Consider the following 22,626-nt stretch of genomic DNA (forward strand, 5'->3'; position numbering starts at 1 on the left):
TATGCCGGCTTTTCTTATTAAGTATCACCGTCCGACGGGTGCACTGAATGTCACGGAGTTTGAATCCCTAACTGCGGCAACTCTTGCCCGTCACGACCTCGATCAAATCAACGATGACCCAGACGTTGAGCTCGTTGCCATTGGCGCTGAAAGCCTAGAGTCCGTTCGACACACGCACGCGCGCTACTTCTTCCGTGAGAAGACCGCGCCGCCGTATCCCTTTGTGGCTTAAAGCTTGAAGCTTTGAATAGCGTAGTTAGCGAAGGCTAGCCGCGAAGGATTTTCTCCATGGCTTTTCCTTTGGCTAGCTCGTCAACGAGCTTGTCCATGTACCGAATATTTTGCATCAGCGGGTCCTCGATGTCCTGGACACGGTGCCCGCAGATGCTGCCGGTGATGAGGGAGCGGGATGGGTTCAGGTGCGGGGCCTGCTCGAAGAAGTCCTCGAGGGTGACCTTTTGCTTCCGGACCCGTTCCAGCTCCTCAACCGAGTAGCCGGTAAGCCAAGTGATGACTTCGTGAAGCTCGCTGACAGTCCTGCCTTTGCGCTCTACCTTCTTAACGTAGTGCGGATAAATATCGGCGAAGGGAACGGAAAAGATGCGTTGAGACATGGGCGCAGTATATCGGTGGGCCTCATGGCGCGCGGCGGCCGTTCGTTGTCGCGGTTTAGCCGTGCCAGAGCGTCGAGATTGGCATTGCCCAGAGGTTTTCACCCATCGGCAAGACGTCCTTGCCTGTGTACAAGACAATTCCTGCGCGGAAAGAATCACCAGCTACCTGCTGAAGATAGCGCAGGCCAGCAAAGTCCTTCGGCTGGATCGACATTGCGGCTTTGACCTCCACGCCAACAACGTCCCGGGATCGTGATTCCAGCACAAGGTCAACCTCTTTGCCAGTAGAAGTCCGAAAGTGGAAGAGGCGATAATCAACTGATGACCATGCTTTCTGCTTCAGAAGCTCGTTGGCAACAAAGGCTTCGCAGATGCCGCCGCTAAGCGTGCTGGAAATGTTCATCTCCAATGCCTCTGGCTCGAGGCCTGCCAGACTTGTGACCAGTGCGGTATCCGAGAGGAAGACCTTAGGCTTAGAGATAGCTCGCTTCTCAAGATTTGTTCCCCATGATGGTAATTGGTTAATCAAGAAGACATCATTCAGAGCAGCTACATAGGTAGGGACTGAGCGTTCGGGAATGTCGAGTGCACGCCCAATGTGCGCCGCTACAAGTTCCGCGGTGCCTTGTGCAGCAAACTTGGCGAGAAGATTGTGTAAGCGGTCAGGGAATTGAATGCCGTAGAGCTCGGCAGCGTCTTTTGACAAGACTCGCTCAATATAAGCATCGAACCACCGGTGTTGCCGTCGCCGACTAGAATCCCTAAGTCCTGGAAAACTCGGCGTGCAGAAGAGCTGGAAGTAGTCAGCCCGGGAAAGGGCGGATGCGGGTTGTACGCTTGCATCTTTTAATGACCACATTCGGCCTGCAAAGTCTTCGTGGATACCTAAACGTTCGCCCACGCTGAGGCCGTGAAGGCGAATAGTTTCTGCGCGGCCAGCGAGAGATTCTTCAGCTCCTGTGAGACTGAGGAGGTTGGATGATCCGGTAAGGATAAAACGACCCGGCCGTCGATCTTCTTCGAGTGCGCCTTTAATCGCGCGAAACAGCTCTGGTGCGCGCTGAATTTCATCTATGGCTAGTGTCCCTTCGGGGAGCTGTCTGACAAAGCCGTCTGGATCTGCTTTCGCAGATACCAGCGAAGCGCTCTCATCAAGGTTAATGAATCTATGTTCCCTACCTTCGAGTAATTGATGGACAAGGGTGCTCTTTCCTACTTGGCGTGCGCCGGAAATAGTCAGCACAGGTGTATCTGACAGAACTTCTTCCGCCAGTTCTAGTGCGTTTCTATGCAGAAAAGAATGAGTCATGGCCGTCAATCTACCTGCGGTGTTGCGGTTCTGCAAGATGTTCATTGCGGTTCTGCAATGCTCTCGTTGCGGTTCTGCAAGGTTCTCATTGCCGTTCTGCAATGCTCGCGCTGCCGTTTGATCACGCTGTGGAACGCCAAAAAGAGGGCACCCGCAGCCGTCGTGAAACGGCTTGGGGTGCCCTCTTCTGTGAGGCCTGAGGAGGAGGGCTAGTCCCAGACGGGGGCGTCGCCAAGCTGCAGCTCGGAGTAGCGCGCCTCCGGAACGGTGGCGGAGTAGGGCTTGCCCACGGCCTCCCATTCCTGGTCGGTGTTGCAACGCACGTCCTGGCCGTCGGTGTCGAGCATGGTAAAGCCCCACACCAGCTTGCCCTGGGAGTTTGCCGGCAGCGTGTACGGGCCAACCTCCTGGTTTAGCTTCCAGTGCTGCTCGTGCACGTAGTTGAAACCGTAGGTCTGGGTCAGAACCTTGGCCAGTTCGCCCTCGCCCTTGATGGAACCGGAGACCTCGATGGTCTGCGTGCGGGCCTGGGTCACGGTGTGGCTGACAGGCACGGGCTCATCATTGCGGTTGGCCACACTGGCGGCGTCGGTCTGCTTGAACCACCGGCGGGTGGCGGTGACGTAGGTGCCGTTCTCACCGGGCGTCGAGCAGTGCGTGCCCGGCTTGAAATCATCATTCCAGCGCTGCGGCAGCTCGAAGTCCCCGCCGAAGTCAGCGGCGTGGGCCACAGGAGCGGCCGCCAATAGGCTGAGCGCGGCGAAGGCGCTCGCGATGGACTTCTTCAGCACGTCTTAGCCCCAATCGTTGTTGTCGCGGGTGGAGACCTCCACGTGGCGCTCCTTCGGCAGGGTAGCGGTGAAGGTGCCACCGTTGGCCTGCCAGGTGTTATCGGAACCGCAGATGGTCTTCTGACCCTCGAAGTCGGAGACAACCCAGCCGGCGCGCATGACGGCGGTCTTGCCCGGAGCAATGTTGTACGGGCCGACCTGCTCGCCCACCTCGTAGGACTGGGAGTCGGTGTAGCTGGAGGAGAAGGTGAAGTTGATCAGATCCAGAAGCTTGAAGTCAACGCCGGCGGAAACGTTCCAGGTCTTGGTCTTGGTTTCCTTGATGGAGCGGGTGACCGGCAGCGGCTCGTCGTTGTAGTTGGACACGGTCCAGGAGCCGGCGGAGCCGTCGAAGTAGGTGCGCTTGATCTTAACGGTCTGACCGGTGTCACCCGGGTTGGTGCAGTGCTCACCGATGGTGGTCGGGTTGGCCGGGCCCAGGTCACGTGCCGGGAGGGCGTTAGCGGCCGGGGTAGCGATCAGGCCGCAAGCGATGGCCACGGCAGCGGTGGTGGAAGCAATCTTGGTCTTGAACATGGTGAATTCTCCTTGGGAAGTAAAGGGTGATTAGTAGATGGTCTGGGTCGGGACTGGGAGTTCGCGGTACTCGTCCGGGGTGACGTCCTCGGTGCGGGTGGAGCCGTCCTTGCCCGTGATGGTGGCCTCCGCCCAGAAACCGCTGGGAGCGGTGGTCTGCTTGTAGTTGGAGGTCAGGCTGTACTTTCCGTCCTTACCGCAGTGGATTTCGCGGTAGTTGATGCGGGTCATGGTGGTGCCGTACTCCACGCGGACGCGCTCACCAGGGGCCAGGTCGATGTGCTCGAGCTCGGTTCCCACCGGCATGTAAGCGCGCTTGACCGCGCCGACGGATTCCAGCCAGCCCTTCGGGATATCGCCGCGGTTGCCCTGCCAGTTGGTGTACGGTGCGTGCTCGGCGCCGACGACGAAATCGGTGACCGGCGCGTACTCATAGTCACCCTTGGACCAGTTGAGGAAGTCTGTGGAGTAGCCCGGCTTGCGGAAGGTCGGCTTCACCGCAGTGATGTCCAGCGGGTACCAGGAGCTATCGCGGCCTTCGCAGGTATCGCCTTCCTTGGGCCAGGACGGGTCGCGCTGCAGGTCCTCGGAAGGCTGCATGATTTCATCCTTCTTTGGGTCCGCAATCTTCTCCAGGCTGGGGCCGGACACGGAGGTGTAGTTGCCCTCGATGGGCTTGGAGTTCGCGCCCGGGGAGCGGGAAGGAATCTCCATGGCGAGGTCCGAAATCGAACCATCCGCCTTGATGATGTAGGCAAAGGCATAGCGCTCAGCCGGGCCCTTGCCGCGGATGACGTTGGCGCCGGGCATGTTCTCCAGGCGGTCATCGTTGCAGCCGACGAACATGGAGATGAAGTCCTTTTCCACCACGCCGTATTCCACGCGGAAGGATTCGCCCGGCTTCAAGGTGACGGGGCCGAAGGTTTCCTTCTCCTGCCAGCCGTTGCTCAGCTTCAGCCCGATGTCGGACTTGGCGGTGGTGTCCCAGCCGGAAGGCATAGCGGCCTTGGAGTTGGCCTCAATCTTGTGGTTGGTGCCCGTTTCCACGGAGGCGGTGTACGGCACCTCCTGGTTCGTGGTGTTCTTAAACTGCAGGGTGCCGTCGCTCAAGTAGCGGCGGCCGGTCTCTGCGAAGTGCCACTCGGGAGTGGCGTTGTCTTCACCTGCTGCGCTGCAGCTCTTGTAGAGGTTGGTGATGGGGTAGGCCTGTGGCATGGGCGGAATGTTGGCCGCCTGTGCCGAGGGGGTAATTAATGCCGCGGTTGCCACCAGTGGTGCAAGCGCGCGCAGTCCCTTTGAGAGCACCTGTGTACCGTCCTTATATTTTATTAAGCGAAAGTGAGAGATTTGTAGAATCCGCACTTATTTTAGGAGGCATGCAAGGGGGTAGCCAATGGATATGGGAAACGGCTTCTAGCCCTTAAAGAAAGTTAGTGGCGTTAAGTATTTGCTGGCCAGCCCATTGATCTTTCGTACACAAACTTCTGTATAACCCCGTGTGGGTGGGTCAACGCAGACCCGGTCTCTTGACTTTATGGGATACGCGCACTGGTGGTTGGAAGCCGGAAAACCTTCTAGTAGTCCACCGCATCACGCACAATAGGGCAGGTCATGCAGTGCCCGCCCCCGCGCCCGCGGCCCAACTCCGCCGAGCCAATCTCTACAACCTCAATCCCGGCGGCGCGCAGCTTCTTATTGGTGTGCTTGTTGCGGTCATAAGCCACCACCACGCCCGGTTCAATGGCCACGACGTTATTGGCGTCATCCCACTGCTCGCGGGCAGCGGCATAGGTGTCCCCACCGGTTTCCACCACCTGCAGACTCCCGACGCCAAGCGCCTTGGCGACGACCTCGAGGAAAGACTGGGTGGGCAGTTCGACGTCGAAAGGCGCCGTGCTCGTGGAGGGATGCAAGACGATGGGTCGGATGGTGTTCACGACCTTGGGGTAGGCGGTGACCTTATCTGCATCCAGGAAGGTGAGCACGGTGTCGAGGTGCATCGAGGCGCGGTCGGCGGCCATGGCGGCGATGATGATCTTCTCGGCCGCGCCTTCCTGGAATAGGCGCATGGCCAGCTGGCTTACTCCCTGCCAGGTGGTGCGCTCACCCATGCCGACGAGGACGATGCCCTTTCCGATCGGCATGATGTCCCCGCCCTCCAAGGAAGCCAGGCCTGGCTCCTCATCGGTATTTCCGTACCAGAACTGAAAATCCGCCTGCGCAAACCGTGGGTGGTAGTTATAAATCGCTCTGGTCAGCAGCGTTTCCTGGTGGCGCGCCGGCATGCGCATGGGGTTGAGCGAGACCCCGCCATAAATCCACGCCGAGTTATCCCGCGAGTACTGAGTGTTGGGCAGCGGGCGCAGCGCAAAAGCGGAAGGTCCGTAGACCTCACGCATGGCATCGATGGTTCCGTGGCCTAGGCCTTCCGGGATTTCGGCGAAGGGCAGCCCGCCGATGAGGAGCTCCGCCAGGCGTTTGTTAGACATGTCATCGAACCAGTGGCGCAGCTCGCCGCCGATGCCGACACCAACGTTCTTATCCAAAAGCTTGAAGTCCAGGATGAAATCACGCCCGCCCGGGGTGGCCAGGGTTTCCTCCAGGAGCGTGTGCATCTCCAGCACCTCGACGCCGTAGCTGCGCAGCTTGGCGACGAACTCTGCGTGATGCTTCTTGGCTTCGTCGACCCAGAGGACGTCGTCGAAAAGCAGCTCTCCGCAATTGCTGGGGGTCAGCCGCTCGTGCGCGAGCCCCGGCGCGCACACCATGACCTGGTGGAGCTTGCCAACCTCGGACCAAACGCCCAGCGGGGGAGTTGTCATGTGCGTGAACCTTTCTCGGTACGGGTGCGCTGTGCCATCCAGTTGCGTGGTGAGCAGCGGCACCCGGGGTGGTGATATGTGAACTAGACGACAATTCTAAGAAAAGTTCGAGCTTTTTCAAGCTACCGGAAGCCGAAGAAACCCCATGTAGGTGCAGGTTTTGCGACTGGACGCATACTATTATCCGCGTTTATTCACACGGCTCCGGCGCGCACATAGTGAGGTTCCACGCCGCGCTTGTCGACGCCTCTTCCTCCGCCACTGCGACAACACCTACGCTGGCAGGTGCTGCATTTCCCGGCGAGCCGGATGAATAACTTTGAGAGGAATGGAAACTCTGCGCGAATAGTAGAGATGTAAACGCGCGGGGGTAGGTGTGGCGTGCAGTCCGAGGGCGAGGGAGGCCTCGCTACTGGGCGTCGAAGTCCTCGGCTATGAGACTTGCCGCGTGCTCGCGGAGGTAGTCGCGTAAGTACGGCAAGGCGAAATCGACTTCGCCGTGGCCCGTGGTGGTGATCATTTCGGCGTCGAGAAGCCGGCGGCGATAGTTGCCTACATAAGAATCAGTCTTATTGAAGCGTGCCTTGATGTCCGCCATCTTGGAAGGGCCATCGCTTTGAGCCATGTAGACCAAAAAGCTTCGGTCGACGGGGGAGAGGTCCGACAGCGCTGGCTCATGAACAAGTTGGCCGAGCTTGCGCTGTGCTGTTGCGACTCCGCGCCGGGCAGCGTCGATAGAAATCTCGGTACCTCCGTCAGCGGTACGTTCCTTTTCCCTGAATGAGCACTGGCCGACGAGCTGGATCATGAATGGATATCCATGGCACGCCTCAACCGCGGTTTCCAAAGCGTCCTGTGACCATGAGGTGGCGGCGCTGTGAAGGGGTTCCTCCAGTGCTTCACGTACATCCGAATCGGAGACCCTGCCCAGCTCAATGCGGTTAGCGCGTCGAAGAAAGGTAACTGGATTGGTGTCGCCACGACTGTTCAGCTTCCCGGAAAGCAAAGGTCTAATTGAGGACGGGATGCCTGCCATGACAACGGAAATGTCCTCACCCTCGCGAACTAAATGTTGAATCGTGGCGCCGAACTCTATGAGCTCCTGGCTGCGTTGATGGTGCATTTCATCCAGTGTTACAAGAACCCCACCGGGCTCCTGGCGGGATTTCCGGTCGAGCTCACGTTTATAGGCCAGTAAATCCTTGAGCGCATTGCGGAGCGAGTACGTGGACTCTGCGATAGCTCGGGTATCCCAATTGAGCCCGCCTCCAATGCCGAGGATAGAGACGTTGAGGCCTTTGAGCTGTTTCCTCTCCTTAGCCAGAAGCTGAATAATGCTGCTACGCAGTCGCTCAACAAAACCGGTCGTTGCAGTGTCACTGAGCGTGAGCCAACCGCGCTCGAGCGCTTCGTCTTCGAAGGCATTAAGAAGGACTGTCTTGCCGATGCCGCGTGGTCCGATGATGAGTGAGATCCTCTCATGGGCACCAGGGCCTTCATCGAGTGCAAAACCGAAATCACGAATGGCATCGCTGCGGCCAACCAACAGCGGGGGAGTGGCGCCGAGAGTAGCCGTAAAAGGGTTGGTGTGTTTCGGATTCATGTCCCTCACTCTAGACCACAGAGCTTTTGAAGTCTTGTGAAGTTTATGAATTTTGTGAATTCTTTGAAGTTTATGAAGAGCTTTGAAGTTTGAAGAAGGGCCTGCGTCGCTATTAATAGGAGGCAGTGGCGCGGCATGGAGCGATTGGGAAAGAAGTTGGTTTACAAGTTCTTTGTAAGGAGCATCTTTGGCGCAAGGGATGCACCCGGACATCGTCGTGGATGAAGCGAGTTTGGGGGAGCGAGCATCCGGCCGGTCGGAACAGAAAGCGAGTGCGTACTCACTCAGCAACATTTAACTGGCCACGTACTGTGAACGTATGACTCAGGACACTTTGGAACCCATATCGGCACTGCCGCGCGGTGAGTTCGCCTTCCCTGGCCCGCTTCGCGACGCCCTCGTCACCGCCATCCTGAACGGCACGAAAACCACTACGACGTCCTTGTTGGCCGAGCACCCGTGCGACCACGACCCGCGCGAGGACGTGGGCACTCTTGAGGCTGTCCTCGACTCACACGACAACGTGGTGTGCGTCATCCGCACCATCGAGGTCCAAGTCCGCCGGCTCGCCGACGTCAGCGACAAGCATGCCATCGCCGAGGGCGAAGGCTACACCGATGCCAGCGAATGGCGCGCCGGGCATGAAGAGTTCTGGTGTTCGCCCGATTTCGTTGAGTACATCGGAGAACTAGACATCAACGATGACACCCAGGTGGTGTGCCAGCGCTTTGCTGTTGATGGGCGGTACCCGGTTAAGGCATTGGAGCCGTGGGATTCCTGAAGGGGCATGCCCGCGAGCTAGGCGTATTCGTAGCTCGTGCCCAGCGGTAAACATCTGGACTGTGAATGTTCATCTAGATTTTGCCTCAAGGTCGGGGAACCTCTAGTCGCGATAGGCAGAATGCCTCTATGCGCAATCGTCACACCATTCTTGCTTTGACTGCTCTTCTTTCTCTCAACGCCTCTAACGCTATTGCTGCTGAATCGGACCCAGGCCAGGCGGCAGTAGCGACCGGAGACATTGTCTACTTCCAGGATATGAAGGAGTTCGAGCCCCGAACTTGGGATGACGGTAGTCACCAAGGCGGCATCGCTTACTTGGCAACTGCTCTGGAGAATATCCGTCAAGAAGAGGGCGACCCCATTGTCGCCTTTGGTGGAGAACTTGCTGCCGGCAGCCTGTTCGGCTCAGTCTTTCGCGGTGAGTCATTTGTAGAGGCTTTTAACGAACTCGGTGTGGACGTTGGCAATTTTGGCAACCACGACTTTGATTACGGTGTGGACCATACTCGTAGCCTTATCGAAAAGGCCGAGTTTCCATGGATTTCCAGCAATCTGACTACCCAGAATGGCGAGCCGATCAGCGAGGACGGAACCACGTTCACCGCTAAGTCTGGCGACCTCACCGTCGGGTTTGTTTCTCTTACTGCCGACCTTGATCGAACGGTAGCCGCCAAGGATGTGGTAGTGGGGGACTTCATTGATTCCGCACGCGCCGGGGTTAACAAGCTCCAAGAAGAAGGCGTCGATGCAATCGTTTTGCTGAGCCAGATTTCAAAAGAAGACACCACTCGGGTAATGGAAGAGATTCCCGAGCTTGCAGCAGCGCTGCGTGAAGAAAACGAGGCGCAATCACCGGAAGAAGTAACCTACACCGCAGATGGTCGGCCGATTGTCGCACCGCGCGCTGATTATGGAACGTTGGTTCACCTCGACATCACTGTTGACCGGTCCACACAGGAGAACACAGTGAAAGTAGTGAACCATCCGGTCAATCCATCGCTTAGGGCTAACGAAGAGTGGAAGACACGCAGCGAGAAACTCTACGGTGAATTAGACCGCCAACTGGGCGAGCAACTTGGTACTGCGACGCAGGCTTTATCAAAAGCAGAACTAGGTCCGTTGGTAGCGGATGCATACCGCGAACATTTCGATACCCAGCTCGGATGGCAGAACGGTGGCGGTCAGCGTGCCGACATGAAAGAAGGGACCTTGACCCGTCGCGATGCGCAATCGGTGCTTCCTTTTGGAAACTCACCAATCGCGATTCAAGCGACAGGCGCACAGATTAAAGATGCGCTGGAAAAGGGTATTGAATCCAACCCGGACGGTGGAAACGGCTTCCCACGAACTGCCGGATTCACGTTTGATTTCGACGCATCTGCGCCATTTGGCGAGCGTGTCACGGCGATAAAGCTCGATGATGGCACGTCAATGGGCATGAATGCCACCTATTCACTAGCCGTTAGCAACTACGTGGTAAATGGTGGCGACAAGATCGATTCATTCAGCGATGCGCGTGTTACTTCTACAGGCACGGCAATCGACGTCGATGTCTTCTCCGAGTTCATCAAGCGGCATGGTGAGCTCTTACCTTTGAAGACTCCCGATAAGTCAAACGGTCCAGCAAACGGTGGGAAGGCAGAAGAATCATCGATTGGATCTTCGCGAGGAGCAGCCGTTGCTATCGGGGTGATTGCCGCACTGGCGGGTGCTTTCGTCGCGTTTACTCCCAAGCCCGTACTGGAGGGGATTGTTCGCTACCTGAAGACCTTCTTGCCGGGCTCGTGGCAACTAAATCTTCCTTCGGATCGCTTCCCCTTGCAGGGACTGCATCAATAACCAGGGCATTTCAGTTCTACGGAGTCATTCCCACGTTTCAAAAGAGTGGCTGAGCTGCGAGTGTCGAGATATTTTTATCAGCCCAGTCGGTAGACCTCATAGTCATCCTGCACTCCTGCGCCGGGGACGTGCTGAAGTCCGAGCTTCAAGGCTAGGGCAATCGACGCTTCATTAGTGGGGTCGATTATCGCAACGACTGGGAGCTGCGGGAAACGCTCACGCGCGCTGGCAATTGCAGCGGCTGCGGCCTCCTTGGCGTAGCCTTTGCCCTGCGATTCAGGCGCGAAGCGGTAGTAGAGGTTGAGCACTTCTTCACCGGCTTCTTCGCTATGGCGCACGCCAGTAAATCCTATGGTAGTGCCATCGAGCGTGGATACCACGTAGTATCCCAGATGATTCTCGTGCCAGTTGGCCTGCCACGCGCGTGCCAGGTCCGTGGCTTCCTCCCTGGTCTTCATGACCAGTTCAGGGCGGTGCTCGTAAGTGCGGGCGTCCGAGTGGATGGCAAAGATGGCGTCAACGTCGGCATCTGTCGGTGCCGAAAGATTGAGTCGGGAAGTGCGAAGAGTATGAATATCATTCATTGTGAGTCCTGAGGTTGAGAGCGGCGTTCGGCCAGGTTGCCTAATCTGCACACACGTAGTGCCGTCACTCTTGGTCGAAAGTTGCCCGGCTGCGCCGGTCAGAGAGGAAACAACTTTGCCTTAGGCCTCCGATAGGGGGTCGACTCCCGTTTGGACAGGCTCCTCAAGCGCTTCTTCCTCGAAGAATGACGAGTCTTCCACAGCGTTTCCTTCGCTGACATCGCGCTGAACCGTCTTCTTCAGAGCGCCCTCAATGAGTGCGCAGAGTGATTCCCTTCGACGCTCGAAGAAAGCATCAAAGTTATCGCTGCGCAGTGCTTCGGGCGAAATGAGGTGTCCGCGGAGAACGTCGTCTACGCCGTTGGCATCAAAGCCTGATTCGCTCTCAACTTTGGTCAAGTATGCCGACGGTGCGACGCCACCGATGACACGGTTCGTACGTGCGCTCAGCGTCGTTTTGTTGACGATAGACTCGCGGCGTTCATCATCAATTCCGTTCTTTTTGCACCAGTCCTTAGGGAAAATATGGTGGATGTCTACGGCCATGTCCCTGTACTGGAAAGCGCCGAATTGCTTCCCTTCGACCCAGTCCGTAGAGCCCTGTGCCATGATCAGTGCAGCAATGCCCTTGTATGCCGCGGCATTGCGGGTGCGCAAGGAATGAAGGCGGGATTCCGCAAAGGTAGCGTCCTGCACGGTGCGTGGGGCGGTAGTCTCTTCACCCATCGCCCAAGCAGGCACCCCTTCAAGGTCACGCACGAAGCGCGTCTCAATGGCAGAGCCATAAAGCTCGCCCAAGACTCCACTCCAGAACCACTGCGTAATCTTCTCTTTGACGTGGTGCTTGTCTGCTTCCTTGCCAAGAACAACGGCGATGGCAGCTAGCGGAACTAATTGCTTCGGGTAGGGGACATCCCTGAATCGGTAAATATGCAGATCCGCTAGGAAGCCTGCTACCCAGATGAATCCTTGACGTAGGGCGTCGCGCCAGGTGAGGTAGTCGTTCAACTCAAGCCTTAAAACGTCTTCCCTCTTGGCAGACAGACCGACTTTGCGGCCTCCCGAAGAATGCTTGCTTCGCTCAAGAGTCGTCAGCATCGTGATTGCTTGGAGGAAGTCAGTGTTCTCCACCTTGTGGAGGACATCATGTTCTTTCCACAGTTCCTTAGTCTCCACCCAGTCGTCGTTGAGGCGGAAATCGTGCTGGTACCTGTCGTAGTACTCGGCATCGCCTGCAAACACTGCTGTGAGGAGCTCAAAAACGTTTAGTGGGAGCCCACCGACATTGACCTTTTCGAAGACAGTGGCCACCGCTGCCTTGTCCGTCTGCTTGTCGAGCTCAATTGCGGGAATCTTGTATTCGTTGACCTGACGGATGATCCCATCGCTGAATGCGGTCATGAGCTCGGTGTCACCTAGCTTGCCGAACCATTCGAAAAGCCCCATCTGATCAAGCAGTAGCGAAACGGGGATATAACCCGCTTCGTGTTGCTTCTCCAGGCTGCTGAGATCGAGAACGATGTCGCGGTTAAAGTTGGTTCGAATAACTCCATCAGCCGGTACCGAGATCACTGCTTCATCCAGCTCGAAGGGATCCTCAATAGACTTCTGGATATTGATGAAGTACCTGCGGTCGAGGCGCTTGCCGCGTGAGTCTTTGGTGTGAACAACACCATCACCCTTGAGGGCTTGGGTAAGCGATGTCAGTCGTTGCTGGCCGTCGAGAAGCAAGAACTTGGGCTCGGAAGTAGCAGTCGCCTCGGTGCTTTCGATGGGCCGTGGCTTGAACCTGACAGAAGAATTGCCGGTTTCCAGCAACATGATGATGCCCAACGGATGCCCACGGAAGATGGTTATGAGGAGCTGGCGGACGCGCTCGTCCTCCCACTTGTACTTTCGCTGAAAATCGGGGAGCTGAATCTCTCCGTTCTCGGTATTGCGCATCAGCGCCGATAGTTGGTGCATGTTGGTGTTGAAACCCACCGGAGCCTCCTCTGTAGCGAATAGTCTTCTCCAGCATGCCTTAAAAGGGGCAAAGGGGAGGAGAACTCTGGAGATTTATTTCAGCAAAAGGCTGCGTTTGGTGTTGGGCTTAGCCAGGTGAAATGTTCTCGAACTCCTGAGCCGCAATCCTCCCAAAAGGTCCAGCCCCGCTGATGCCTTGGACTCCATGAGCCTTTCCGACTACTCCCAGCTCGCCCTCGATGTACCCATCTCCTGCTGTGATGAGCACTGGCTGGTCAGCAACGTCGCGCGCACCAGCGCATCTATGGGCAGCGGTTGGTGCTGCGTGATTACGGGATTGAAACGCGAGGGCGTGCCACGACGAAGCTGCGCGTGAATTACCGCACGACCCGGCAGAACCTGGGCTATGCCACGGCGATTCTGGACGGTGCCGAGTGGGTGGATTCGGAAGAGAATATCGACGATCTGCATGGTTATCGTTCGTTGCGCCAGGGTCCTGCGCCGGTTGTCTTGAATTCTGCGAGCAAGGCGGAGGAAGCTGAGGCCTTGGCCGCGCGTATCCGGGACTGGACCTTCGGGGATGACGATGTCTCCATCGGTGTGCTGACCCGGACTAATGCGCGCAAGGATGAGATCGCCACGCAGTTGGGCGAGCTGGGCGTGGCCGTGAGCACTGGGCGGCGCACGTCCCGGGAGCGCCCGATGGCGGTGATGACGATGCACAACGCCAAGGGCTTAGAATTCACGCACGTCATCTTGCTTGATGTAAGCCGCGAGGCGCTGCAGCGCGAGCGGGCGTTGCTCTACGTAGCAGCCTCGCGCGCCCGCGATGTGCTCGTAGTGAGCGTGGTGGGGAGGCCTCCGAGCTGTTGCCAGGTTAGGTTAGTCAGTTCTCTTCCTTTGCTTCCTTTCGCTGGAAGGAGCTGCATCACAATCGCAGGAGACGTATGATGTCTTATGACTCAAGTGAAAAGGTGAATAGGAAGGGTTCAAGACATGACTGCAAGCACACAGCTCCTGCACGGCGTTGTACCGCCGCTTCTGACTCCGTTTAACGAGGACTACTCCGTCGACATCGATACCCTCAAGCGTCAGGCCGAACGGCTGATTAAGGCTGGTGTTCATGGTCTGTTCGTTCTCGGTTCTTCAGGTGAGGTGGCTTTCCTTACACGAGAGCAGCGTAAGGAAGTCATTGCAACGGTGGCGGAACAGGCTCGCGGGCGAGTTCCGGTAGTTGCAGGCGTGATTGACATGACGACTCCGCGAGTCATTGAGCATATTGAAGATGCCGTCGCGCTCGGGGTCCAGGGTCTAGTTGCCACTGCCCCTTTTTATGTTCGTACTCACGATGTAGAAATTGCTGAGCACTTCCGACTTCTTCACGAAGCCGCGCCAGAGACTCCCATCTACGCGTACAACATTCCGGTCAGTGTTCACTCGGTACTGGATATTTCTACCCTTATTTCTCTCGCCAAGGAAGGTGTGCTCGCTGGCGTTAAAGATTCTGGCGGCAATGATGGATACACGCGTGCTCTGATTAGCGCCCGCGACAAGGCTGGGGTGAAAAACTTTGTGGTTTTAACTGGCTCGGAAACTACGGTCGACTTTGCTTACCTGGCAGGTGCCGATGGCGTGGTACCTGGTCTGGGCAACGTGGACCCGGTTTCCTACGTGAAGTTGCATGAGCTACTGGTGGACGGGGCGTATGCCGAGGCCGCGGAATTGCAGTCTAAGATTTGTGACCTTTTCACCATCGTTGGTGTGGGCGATGGGACCCGCATGGGCGGAAGCTCGCAAGGTCTCGGCAGCTTCAAGGCAGCGCTTCACCACCTGGGCGTCTTTCCGTCGGGGCTGATGTCCCGTCCGCACGTCGCTCTGAATGATGAGGAGCTGGCTAAGATTCATGAGATCGTCGATGCCGCTCAGGTGATCGAGCCCTAATTTCGCTGAACTACGACGAAACGAGTGAAGAGTGACTAGTACCCTTGCGCTTGATGTCGGTGCAACAAAGATTGGTTGGGGCTTCGTGTCTGATGAAGACCCAACGCAGGCAGTTGCGTTGGGAAAGATTCCTACCCAGCCGGCCGGTGCTTCGCCACAGGAGCAGATTAAGAAAGCCGTTCAGCTGGCGTTGGAAGGATCGGGCATTGCCCCGGCGCGAATCGGCATTGGTTCGCCAGGAGTGATTCAGGCACCTGAGGGACTCGTCACCTACAACGGGGACACCATTAAGAACTGGTCTGGTACCAATCTTCGTGAGGTCGCGAAAGAGGTTGTTGACCTTCCGTGTGCTGTTCACAATGATGTGAGAGTCTGGGCGTACGGAGAGCTGATGCTCGGAGCCGCGAGGGAGTTCCAGTCCGGCAGAGTCCTGTACCTTTCGTTGGGAACTGGTGTCGGTGGTGCGGTAAGCGATAACGGGAGTCTGCTCAGCGGACCTACCGGATCGGCCGGAGAGTTTTCGGAGCTCTTGTGCGCTGATTTCCGGGGCTTTGCGGACCGCGCCGAAAACATTATGAGCGGCAATAGCTTGGCTGCGTATTATGAAGAATTTTCTACGAACCCGGCGAGCGAGCGGGTGCAGTGGAAGGAACGGGCCCAGTTAGTGCTTCCCCTCGAAAAGGTCGTGGAAAGAATGAACCAGGGAGATGAACTCGCTTCCCGGATTATTCGAGGGAATTCTTATGGCCTTGGCCGTGCGGTGGCTGGTCTTGTTTCGGCTCTTGATCTTGATGCCGTTGTCTTGGGCGGCGGTGTGTGTCAGATTGGTGCCGCTGTGGAAGAACCATTCCGTCAGGCCATAGAGGATTTCGCATTGAAGCCGAATCGCTCCGTTGCAATTCGGGTTACTGAATCTCCGGCGACAGCACCGTTAGTGGGTGCAGCGGCTTTTGCTCGAGATAACGCTTTTTAGCACCGTTTATCTGCGATATATCCAGAAGAAGGCTCAGGTATATGTTTAGGTTTAAGAGTAGTGAACTGGCGGAACGCCGAGAAGAAGTCCAAGGGTTAATTCGAAACTCGGTGATTGTCTCGGTGCAAGCGCCAGATGGTCACCCAATGCGCGATACCCATACCTTGACGCATGTCGCTCGTGCGTGCGTTGAGGGAGGAAGCCGTGCAATCCGGTGTGGCGGGTATGGCGGCATCGAGGATGTCGAGGCAATCGCAGCTGCAGTAGATGTACCAGTTTTCGGCCTTACAAAGGAGGGGAGTGAGGGGGTTTATATCACGCCAACTGTAGAGTCCGTCCGTCGATTGGCTGAGGCAGGGGCAGCTGTTATCTGTGCAGATGCCACGGATCGCCCTAGGCCTGATGGCTCAAGCTTTTCTGATCTTGTCGCAGAGTGTCACCGGCTTAATGTCTTGTCAATGGCCGATTGTTCAACCCCGGAAGAAATGCAGCAGGCGCACCACACGGGGGCGGATATCATTTCAACGACGCTGGCCGGCTATACAGAATTCCGGAGCAAGACTGAAGGTCCGGATCTTGAATGCTTGGCAGAGGGGCGACGGCTCTGTGGTGAAGATGCTTTTTTGATAGGCGAAGGCAGGTTTGCCTCGCGCGATGATGTGGCTGCAGGAAAGCGCGCTGGCGCCGATGCAATCATCATTGGCACTGCCATCACAGATCCTGCCTGGATTACGCGGAGCTTCAATAGCTGACGCGGATTGTCACAGCGAAGTCAGCAGAGGCTCGTAATGCCTGAGTACAGACTCTTGATACTTCTTCAGGTCATTGTTCTGTAGAGCATCGACGATGTCTTGGTGCGCGCGAACCGTCCTGCTGAAGTCCTGTGGTTCTTCCAACTTGCGAAGCGGAATGACGTTCATGTGCACTTGCCAAAAGGCATCATTGAGCTCACGGATGATCGGGTTATCAATTTCGGAAAGCAGCACCTGATGGAACTCCCGATCCTCTTCGGCAAAGTTTAGGCCCTGCTTCCGCTTGGCTGACATCTTTTCCACGATGATGCTCAACTGCTCTAGCTTCGAGGGGTCGAGTTTGGCTGTGATTTCTTGCCCGATAGCAAGATCAATCGCCTGCCGGATTTCCACTACATCACGAAGTGTTTCAAGGTTGTCATCAGCGTCGAGAGTCGCTCGAAAAATGAGTCCTTGAACTAGAGCTTTGAGGGACGTGCTGGAGACAAACGTTCCTGTTCCGTGCCTGACGTCGACGATATCTAGCGTCGTTAGGATTCTGATGGCCTCTCGGACAGAGGAGCGAGAGAAGCCAAGCTCTTCGCAGAGCTCTGATTCGGTTGGCAAAGTGTCCCCGGGCTTGAGGGCGTTGTCCCGAATGTATTGTTTGATGCCTTCTACAGCCTGCTGGGTGGTTGAGGCAGGGCGATGTGTGGCTTCACTGAATCCCCACGTTCCGGTGTGCACTGGTTAATCCCTCTTTTCTTTTCGATATATCTTAAGCCTTCCACGTTGGCGGGGTACTTAAAGGATGAGCGCTGCGGGGGAGTAGCACTCCGCTCTGACGATCAGGGGTAGACGGCTATATCTTAAATCCCTTCAAACATCAGACGTCTGATGTATTGTATCTTCTAACATGCTTTGTTGCACAGACAAATTAGAGAGTGATTTAGCTCTCTATATCGAAAGCCCTGAAGGGAAGGCCAAATGCAATCATTCGGAACACTCAACTGGATAGTTCTGATCCTCTATCTCCTGGGAATGCTTCTTGTCGGCGCTTATTTTGCGCGTAGGGCCGGCAGTGATCAGGACGAATTCTTCAAAGCGGGTGGCAGGATTCCTGGCTGGGCGGCAGGATTCTCAATCTATGCCACGACGCTGTCTGCCATCACGTTTATGTCCACTCCGGAAAAGGCGTATCTGACTGACTGGGCTTACTCGGCTGGTAACCTCGCTATTTTTGCCATTGTTCCAATTTTGATCGGTTACTATGTTCCGTTCTTCAGGAAGCTGGATGTCACTACGGCCTACGAATACCTCGAGGAGAGATTCTCCGTAGCCCTCCGAGTCCTCGGCTCGCTCCTCTTCGTTCTTTATCACGTCGGGCGCATCGCCATCGTTATCTATTTGCCAACATTGGCGATCACGTCGGTGGCAGATATCAACCCGCTGGTCGTCGCCGCGTTTGTAGGCGCTCTTTGTATTGTGTACACCTTCCTGGGAGGCATGGAAGGCGTGATTTGGTCTGATGTGATTCAGGGTGTCCTGCTGCTGGCTGGCGCTGCAGCGGTAGTGCTGACGGCCATGGCTATGACTCCCGACGGATTTAGCGGTGCGGTGGTTAACGCCGCTGAAGAAGGAAAGTTCTACTCAGCGGACAACTTCACCACGAATGCAGTCTTCTCCTCGATACCATTCATCTTTATCGGAAATGTACTGAACAGCTTGCACCAGTACACCTCTTCTCAGGACGTCGTTCAGCGCTACCAAACGACTCCTACGATTCAAGCGACGAAGAAGTCTCTCATCGTCAACGGAATTCTGGCGCTGATAACTATTCCGCTGTTCTACGGGATGGGAACGGCTTTGTATAACTTCTACGAAGCGAAGGGTGGTCTGCCTGAGGGAGTCAACACTTCTGCTGTAGTGCCGTATTTCATTCTTTCGGAGCTGCCTGCAGGCATTGCCGGACTCTTGATTGCTGCCATCTTGGCGGCTGCGCAATCGACAATTTCTTCTTCGCTCAACTCGATTTCCGCGTGCGTTGTCGTGGATATCTATAACCGCTTCTCCCCGAAGGAAGCGTCGGTTACTTTCTCTCGCCTGGTCATCATCGTTGCCGGAACCTTCGGATTGGCCGTTGCGCTGTATCTCATCATTACCAACCAGTCGGACCTGTGGGACCTGTTCCTCGCGATCACCGGTCTTTTTGGAGTTCCGCTCACTGCGGTATTTGTCTTGGGTATCTTTACGAAGTCCGCAAATTCCAATGGCGTTCTCATCGGGCTCCTTTGCGGAGCGATTGCTGCGTACTTCGCTGGAAAGCTGGACCAAGGCCCATTCTTGGTCTCGATTGTCGCGTTCGTAGGAACTCTCGTTATCGGCTATCTGGCATCCTTCATCTTCCGGAAATCGGACCAGCACGACATCACGGGCTTGACTATTTACGGAAAGGACCTTGAGTACACGCGGCGTAGCGCCATGCAAACGCCTGTTGCTTAAATCAAGTAAGTTAAGCCCACGCAGCGTGAGTTGTTGCTCTCCGTGGGGTACATCTCGCATGGCCGCGGCGTGCTCGTAACGAGTGTGGAGGGGCTTCGACGCTGTTGCTGTGGTCGGTGGGGTTGCCGCCTCTGGACCGGTGTCCCAGTAGTTGTGCTTCAAGCAGCTTCATCCTGATGCTTCAAGGAAACGTGGAGGATTTCTTCGATGACCGTTGCGATAACGCCCGGTGTTCCTGGATTTATGGTCCGCCAATTCTCGCTGCCAAGGACTGGAAGGAGCCTTAAGGAGTTGTCAATGGGGTGGCTATCGGCGACAAGTAGTTCGCCCCAATCCTCTTGGTGTAGGGATAAATAGGCAGGGGAGTGGGAGTTCACAATCATTTGCTGCAGGGGATTGTCCGGGCCCACTTGGTGGCGTGAATCGACAGCCAGCTCATGCAGGAGCGTATACATAGCGCGAAGCTTGTCGGGATAAATGCCGTTTTCTGGTTCTTCGAAGCATAAAACGTCGTTCGTGCTGGGGTCGATGGCGAGGAGACCCAGGACGATAAAACGCAGTGTTCCATCCGAGAGCGCACGCGCGGGAAGCAGCGGTGCATTGCCAATTTCTGCTTGAAGCGTGATCAACTGACGCGAGCTGTCGATGTCGAGGTCAATCGAGCGAACATCAACGAGATCGAGGAGCGTGTCTTCTAATTGAACAGTTGCTTGATCGCCGATTTCCTGCGTGAGGCGGGCGAGGGCCGCCGGGAGGTTGGCGCCGCGGGCATCGACGCTTGACGGATCACTCATCGCGCTCGGAGCACGCATCGCAGTCGGCTCAAGGCCCAGTAGCTTCCACGTGGAAAGCTCTCTACGTACTGCAGCAATTGCTGGGTAATCCGCGCTGCGCCCGTAGACGGATAGAACCGTGGAGCGAACTTCCTTCAGGGGAAGGTGCGGATTGCGCCCCCTTCTACCCGACTTAACCTCGATGGAGTCTTCGGCCGTTGTCTTAATGAACGCGGGGCGGCCACCTGTGCTTTTAATAGCAGTCTTGCGAAATGCTTCTGCAGCCCAGGGGTGCCTTTCACGGGCGTCCTTTTGGGTGAGTGCCGTGAGATCCTCACGGACAAGTTCGATGGTTCGCACGACTTGATCCGCAGTGAATTCCTGCTCCACGAGTTGGAATTCAAGCTCGTACCGCAGGAAAGTCGTGGTGATTTCTACTTCTTGTCCGAAGTCATCTCGAAAAGTTGCGGGGACGATCATCTCGGCGGCAAACGTGATCGAGTTCGTGTCGTTGCCAAAGATTTCGCTGATATCGCCACGCAGACCGCGGAGATTGGCGGCGGCATCGTTGAGAGAGGCATTGGCTGTTGAGCCGAAGAAAGAAATTGCGTCGAAGATATTTGACTTGCCGACAGCATTGCGGCCCACGATGCAGGTGTAAGGGCCGAGATCGACACTGAAATTCTTGAGGTTCTTGAAACCATCAACTTCGAGTCGCGTGAGCATGGAGTCCACTATAGCGTGCAGCGAGTGAACACCCAGGGGCGCAGGATGAGCCGCCTAACTGCGCCCCTTTCGGGTTTTAGATCTACCGCCCAAAGTTCTGCACGGCGTACAACCGGCCGTCGGGGGCGACGGTCAGGCCGATTCCCACGGACTTAGCGCGGGGGTCGAGCAAGTTCTTGCGGTGGCCGGGGGAATCCATCCACAGCTTCACCAGGCTGGCATCGGAGTAGTCGCTCCATGCCTGGAGGACGTTCTCACCACCAGCGGGTAGGCCGGCGGGGTAGAAGGTCCAGTAGTTCGGACGGTGGCGAGTCCTGCCATCGCGGCTCAAGGTGTTGGCCCAATCCTGTGCCAGGTTGGTCAGGTTCGGGTCAACGCGCAGCGGTGCGAGGCCATTGGCCACACGTTGCGCATTGGTTTGATTAATGAGGCCTTGAACGCTGGCTGCAGCGTGCGGAGCCGGGGCTGCCGGGCCGGCAACGGACGGCATGGTGAAGCCGAAGTCAGCCGGGTTGAATGCACCGAAGGAACTACCAGCCTGAGCAGGGGCGTTGATGGAACCGGCGAAGAGTGCTGCAACGGCAGCAACCGGGGCGACGATCTTTGTGGCTTTATGTCCGAATGGGAGGCGGAACATGGCGGGCACCTCTTTCTGCTTCAGGTGTTAAGTGGAGGCTTTTTCGACCTCGTACCGAGCGGTACTTTCACTTAAAATTAAAGCTCTTTTGGGTGCTCAAAATCCATCTGACCAGCAGTTTTAAGGTTTGCCTGTGAGTTTATGTGTCTTCGCGCGGCGGGTTTAAGTTTCTTTTGGGTTTGCCGCCCTGAAGGCTTGAAATCGCATAGTTTTCTTTAGAAATGACGGGCGGCGGGGGTGGCACTTGGGGGTGGCTTCTTAGGTTGATGGAAAGCTTTCCCAAGAAAGTGCTGGTGATGTGTCAACTATTCTCAAAAACTCAGGAATTTCTTCAAAAATCCCTGGATTAAGGCTGGGAAAGTATAGTTTGCGTTTATCCTCCGGTGAGGAACCTGAGTGAGAGGGGAACGTCGAAAAGCATGGCAATGAGCAGGAAGAAGGGCTGTTGAGGCTCAGTGTCAGAAGGTAAAAGATTAAGAAAAGTAATGCAACTATTAATGAAACCTATTGGCATGGTGGGGGTCGGCTGCCCACGCATTGCTAGGCTCGTGCGCCATGGCCCTCTTTGACGCGCCGCTGCTTTTCGACGGCGGCCTTGGAACCCACCTCGAGGCCCTGGGGTACGACATCTCGGGTCCGCTGTGGTCGGCGCGCGTGCTGCGTGAGAACCCCGCCCTCATCGAATCTGCCCATGCGGACTTCTTTGCCGCCGGCGCCCAGATTGCCACCACGGCCTCCTATCAAATCACCTTCGATGTGCTGGGCGGGGAGGCGGAGTCTCTTTTGCGCCGCAGCGTCACGGTAGCGCGTGACGCCGCCCGCAAGGCCGGCGACAGACATGCTGCCCACGGTGATCAATTGGTTGCCGCATCCGTTGGCCCCTATGGAGCAGGTCCGGGCCGGGGCAACGAGTACGACGGTGCCTATGGTCTTTCGGCGCACGAATTGCGCCGCTGGCATACCCGCAGGGTAGAGGTGCTCGCGGACACGGAGGCCGACTTCCTCCTTGCAGAAACCATCCCGAATGTCGATGAGGCCGCGGTGCTTCTGGAGCTGCTCTCGGCCCAGCCCAAGCCCTTTGCGTTGAGCATCACCGGCGCCATCGCGGCCGACCCGACGAAGCTCTCGCAGGTGATCGCGCTGGCCAACCAGACACCGCGGCTGGGGGCCGTGGGTGTGAATTGTGTGCGCCCACCGCAGGTATGGGCGGTGGTGAAGGCATTGCGTGCTGGAACGGATAAGCCGCTTTTAGCATGTCCCAACAGTGGAGAGATCTGGGACCACGGCGCCCGCGACTGGCGTCCTGCTCCTGCCGGTGCGATGGGCTTGACTGAGGCGGCAGCCGAGATGCGCGCGGCTGGGGTCGGCCTTCTGGGCGGCTGCTGCCGCGTGGGGCCCGCTGGGATTCGGCAGCTGCATCGATCGATCCGCTTCGACGGCAAATAGAAAACGCCGCG

The 22,626-nt window shown here is 56.7% G+C and carries 22 protein-coding genes; 10 read left to right on the forward strand and 12 right to left on the reverse strand.

The features are described 5' to 3' along the window. Position 1: 1 nt before the first annotated feature. Entirely contained in the window at positions 2-232 is a 231-nt protein-coding gene (locus tag HMPREF2967_RS01450) for a hypothetical protein (protein WP_070597191.1), read from the forward strand. A gap of 34 nt (positions 233-266) precedes the next feature. Here HMPREF2967_RS01450 and HMPREF2967_RS01455 read toward each other — a convergent pair whose 3' ends face one another. From HMPREF2967_RS01455 to HMPREF2967_RS01485, 7 genes are all read right to left on the reverse strand, one after another. Then, positions 267-614 carry a DUF2200 domain-containing protein gene (locus tag HMPREF2967_RS01455; protein WP_070684678.1) on the reverse strand — a complete coding sequence of 116 codons (348 nt, stop codon included), beginning with the start codon at positions 612-614 and terminating at the stop codon, positions 267-269. A gap of 55 nt (positions 615-669) precedes the next feature. Continuing rightward, complete coding sequence (locus HMPREF2967_RS01460) at positions 670-1,923, reverse strand: ATP-binding protein (protein ID WP_070684763.1); 1,254 nt, start codon at positions 1,921-1,923, stop codon at positions 670-672. A 209-nt stretch (positions 1,924-2,132) separates the two neighbouring features. After that, positions 2,133-2,714, reverse strand: a complete 582-nt coding sequence (locus HMPREF2967_RS01465; RefSeq protein ID WP_070684066.1) for a hypothetical protein — start codon at positions 2,712-2,714, stop codon at positions 2,133-2,135. A gap of 3 nt (positions 2,715-2,717) precedes the next feature. Then, positions 2,718-3,290: a hypothetical protein gene (locus HMPREF2967_RS01470; protein ID WP_070523482.1), complete on the reverse strand. Its 573-nt coding sequence runs from the start codon at positions 3,288-3,290 to the stop codon at positions 2,718-2,720. Between the two features lie 30 nt (positions 3,291-3,320). Then, the gene (locus tag HMPREF2967_RS01475; RefSeq protein ID WP_070684680.1) at positions 3,321-4,595 is read right to left on the reverse strand and encodes a hypothetical protein; all 1,275 of its coding nucleotides are present in this window, start codon (positions 4,593-4,595) and stop codon (positions 3,321-3,323) included. A gap of 269 nt (positions 4,596-4,864) precedes the next feature. Further along, positions 4,865-6,112: an arginine deiminase gene (locus HMPREF2967_RS01480; protein WP_070684682.1), complete on the reverse strand. Its 1,248-nt coding sequence runs from the start codon at positions 6,110-6,112 to the stop codon at positions 4,865-4,867. A gap of 409 nt (positions 6,113-6,521) precedes the next feature. Continuing rightward, entirely contained in the window at positions 6,522-7,715 is a 1,194-nt protein-coding gene (locus HMPREF2967_RS01485) for an ATP-binding protein (protein WP_083306827.1), read from the reverse strand. Between the two features lie 319 nt (positions 7,716-8,034). Between HMPREF2967_RS01485 and HMPREF2967_RS01490 the strand changes: the two genes are divergently transcribed. Then, the gene (locus HMPREF2967_RS01490) at positions 8,035-8,496 is read left to right on the forward strand and encodes an ASCH domain-containing protein (protein ID WP_070523473.1); all 462 of its coding nucleotides are present in this window, start codon (positions 8,035-8,037) and stop codon (positions 8,494-8,496) included. A 128-nt stretch (positions 8,497-8,624) separates the two neighbouring features. Further along, the gene (locus HMPREF2967_RS01495) at positions 8,625-10,337 is read left to right on the forward strand and encodes a bifunctional metallophosphatase/5'-nucleotidase (RefSeq protein WP_070684684.1); all 1,713 of its coding nucleotides are present in this window, start codon (positions 8,625-8,627) and stop codon (positions 10,335-10,337) included. 77 nt (positions 10,338-10,414) lie between these two features. Here HMPREF2967_RS01495 and HMPREF2967_RS01500 read toward each other — a convergent pair whose 3' ends face one another. Beyond that, positions 10,415-10,921: a GNAT family N-acetyltransferase gene (locus HMPREF2967_RS01500; RefSeq protein ID WP_070597203.1), complete on the reverse strand. Its 507-nt coding sequence runs from the start codon at positions 10,919-10,921 to the stop codon at positions 10,415-10,417. A 120-nt stretch (positions 10,922-11,041) separates the two neighbouring features. Beyond that, a complete protein-coding gene (locus HMPREF2967_RS01505; protein WP_070597206.1) occupies positions 11,042-12,904 on the reverse strand; it encodes a DUF262 domain-containing protein in 1,863 nt (620 codons plus the stop codon). 187 nt (positions 12,905-13,091) lie between these two features. Between HMPREF2967_RS01505 and HMPREF2967_RS13365 the strand changes: the two genes are divergently transcribed. The 5 genes from HMPREF2967_RS13365 to HMPREF2967_RS01525 are packed head-to-tail and all read left to right on the forward strand — an operon-like array spanning position 13,092 to position 16,552. Continuing rightward, positions 13,092-13,262 carry a hypothetical protein gene (locus HMPREF2967_RS13365; protein ID WP_232770572.1) on the forward strand — a complete coding sequence of 57 codons (171 nt, stop codon included), beginning with the start codon at positions 13,092-13,094 and terminating at the stop codon, positions 13,260-13,262. Beyond that, complete coding sequence (locus tag HMPREF2967_RS01510; protein WP_232770573.1) at positions 13,259-13,837, forward strand: 3'-5' exonuclease; 579 nt, start codon at positions 13,259-13,261, stop codon at positions 13,835-13,837. The genes HMPREF2967_RS13365 and HMPREF2967_RS01510 overlap by 4 nt, the downstream gene beginning before the upstream one ends. Positions 13,838-13,882: 45 nt before the next feature. Then, complete coding sequence (locus HMPREF2967_RS01515; RefSeq protein WP_070523457.1) at positions 13,883-14,827, forward strand: dihydrodipicolinate synthase family protein; 945 nt, start codon at positions 13,883-13,885, stop codon at positions 14,825-14,827. Positions 14,828-14,858: 31 nt separating this feature from the next. Then, entirely contained in the window at positions 14,859-15,800 is a 942-nt protein-coding gene (locus tag HMPREF2967_RS01520; RefSeq protein ID WP_070597211.1) for an ROK family protein, read from the forward strand. Positions 15,801-15,841: 41 nt separating this feature from the next. Next, complete coding sequence (locus tag HMPREF2967_RS01525) at positions 15,842-16,552, forward strand: N-acetylmannosamine-6-phosphate 2-epimerase (protein ID WP_070523451.1); 711 nt, start codon at positions 15,842-15,844, stop codon at positions 16,550-16,552. A 9-nt stretch (positions 16,553-16,561) separates the two neighbouring features. On the opposite strand, the gene HMPREF2967_RS01530 is transcribed toward HMPREF2967_RS01525, so the two are convergent. Next, a complete protein-coding gene (locus tag HMPREF2967_RS01530; RefSeq protein WP_070523448.1) occupies positions 16,562-17,278 on the reverse strand; it encodes a FadR/GntR family transcriptional regulator in 717 nt (238 codons plus the stop codon). Between the two features lie 240 nt (positions 17,279-17,518). On the opposite strand from HMPREF2967_RS01530, the gene HMPREF2967_RS01535 reads away from it, so the two are divergent. Continuing rightward, complete coding sequence (locus HMPREF2967_RS01535; RefSeq protein WP_070597212.1) at positions 17,519-19,033, forward strand: sodium:solute symporter family protein; 1,515 nt, start codon at positions 17,519-17,521, stop codon at positions 19,031-19,033. Between the two features lie 158 nt (positions 19,034-19,191). Here HMPREF2967_RS01535 and HMPREF2967_RS01540 read toward each other — a convergent pair whose 3' ends face one another. Both HMPREF2967_RS01540 and HMPREF2967_RS01545 read right to left on the reverse strand, forming a co-directional pair. Next, the gene (locus HMPREF2967_RS01540) at positions 19,192-20,532 is read right to left on the reverse strand and encodes an AAA family ATPase (RefSeq protein ID WP_070684686.1); all 1,341 of its coding nucleotides are present in this window, start codon (positions 20,530-20,532) and stop codon (positions 19,192-19,194) included. An 82-nt stretch (positions 20,533-20,614) separates the two neighbouring features. Beyond that, the gene (locus tag HMPREF2967_RS01545; protein WP_070565169.1) at positions 20,615-21,169 is read right to left on the reverse strand and encodes a CAP domain-containing protein; all 555 of its coding nucleotides are present in this window, start codon (positions 21,167-21,169) and stop codon (positions 20,615-20,617) included. A 555-nt stretch (positions 21,170-21,724) separates the two neighbouring features. On the opposite strand from HMPREF2967_RS01545, the gene mmuM reads away from it, so the two are divergent. Further along, positions 21,725-22,615 (forward strand): homocysteine S-methyltransferase, encoded by an 891-nt coding sequence (gene mmuM, locus HMPREF2967_RS01550; RefSeq protein WP_070684688.1) that lies wholly within the window; start codon positions 21,725-21,727, stop codon positions 22,613-22,615. The last annotated feature ends 11 nt before the right edge of the window (positions 22,616-22,626 follow it).

This window comes from Corynebacterium sp. HMSC059E07, assembly GCF_001814395.1.
In the GTDB taxonomy this organism is placed as follows: domain Bacteria; phylum Actinomycetota; class Actinomycetes; order Mycobacteriales; family Mycobacteriaceae; genus Corynebacterium; species Corynebacterium hesseae.

What these genes read in the sequence shown, in the direction of transcription:
- HMPREF2967_RS01480 (WP_070684682.1), bottom strand. Translation starts at nt 6,112, where the DNA reads ATGACAACTCCCCCGCTGGGCGTTTGGTCCGAGGTTGGCAAGCTCCAC.
- HMPREF2967_RS01485 (WP_083306827.1), bottom strand. Translation starts at nt 7,715, where the DNA reads ATGAATCCGAAACACACCAACCCTTTTACGGCTACTCTCGGCGCCACT.
- HMPREF2967_RS01450 (WP_070597191.1), top strand. Translation starts at nt 2, where the DNA reads ATGCCGGCTTTTCTTATTAAGTATCACCGTCCGACGGGTGCACTGAAT.
- HMPREF2967_RS01495 (WP_070684684.1), top strand. Translation starts at nt 8,625, where the DNA reads ATGCGCAATCGTCACACCATTCTTGCTTTGACTGCTCTTCTTTCTCTC.
- HMPREF2967_RS01490 (WP_070523473.1), top strand. Translation starts at nt 8,035, where the DNA reads ATGACTCAGGACACTTTGGAACCCATATCGGCACTGCCGCGCGGTGAG.
- HMPREF2967_RS01515 (WP_070523457.1), top strand. Translation starts at nt 13,883, where the DNA reads ATGACTGCAAGCACACAGCTCCTGCACGGCGTTGTACCGCCGCTTCTG.
- HMPREF2967_RS01455 (WP_070684678.1), bottom strand. Translation starts at nt 614, where the DNA reads ATGTCTCAACGCATCTTTTCCGTTCCCTTCGCCGATATTTATCCGCAC.
- HMPREF2967_RS13365 (WP_232770572.1), top strand. Translation starts at nt 13,092, where the DNA reads ATGAGCCTTTCCGACTACTCCCAGCTCGCCCTCGATGTACCCATCTCC.
- HMPREF2967_RS01470 (WP_070523482.1), bottom strand. Translation starts at nt 3,290, where the DNA reads ATGTTCAAGACCAAGATTGCTTCCACCACCGCTGCCGTGGCCATCGCT.
- HMPREF2967_RS01500 (WP_070597203.1), bottom strand. Translation starts at nt 10,921, where the DNA reads ATGAATGATATTCATACTCTTCGCACTTCCCGACTCAATCTTTCGGCA.
- HMPREF2967_RS01460 (WP_070684763.1), bottom strand. Translation starts at nt 1,923, where the DNA reads ATGACTCATTCTTTTCTGCATAGAAACGCACTAGAACTGGCGGAAGAA.
- mmuM (WP_070684688.1), top strand. Translation starts at nt 21,725, where the DNA reads ATGGCCCTCTTTGACGCGCCGCTGCTTTTCGACGGCGGCCTTGGAACC.
- HMPREF2967_RS01525 (WP_070523451.1), top strand. Translation starts at nt 15,842, where the DNA reads ATGTTTAGGTTTAAGAGTAGTGAACTGGCGGAACGCCGAGAAGAAGTC.
- HMPREF2967_RS01545 (WP_070565169.1), bottom strand. Translation starts at nt 21,169, where the DNA reads ATGTTCCGCCTCCCATTCGGACATAAAGCCACAAAGATCGTCGCCCCG.
- HMPREF2967_RS01535 (WP_070597212.1), top strand. Translation starts at nt 17,519, where the DNA reads ATGCAATCATTCGGAACACTCAACTGGATAGTTCTGATCCTCTATCTC.
- HMPREF2967_RS01540 (WP_070684686.1), bottom strand. Translation starts at nt 20,532, where the DNA reads ATGCTCACGCGACTCGAAGTTGATGGTTTCAAGAACCTCAAGAATTTC.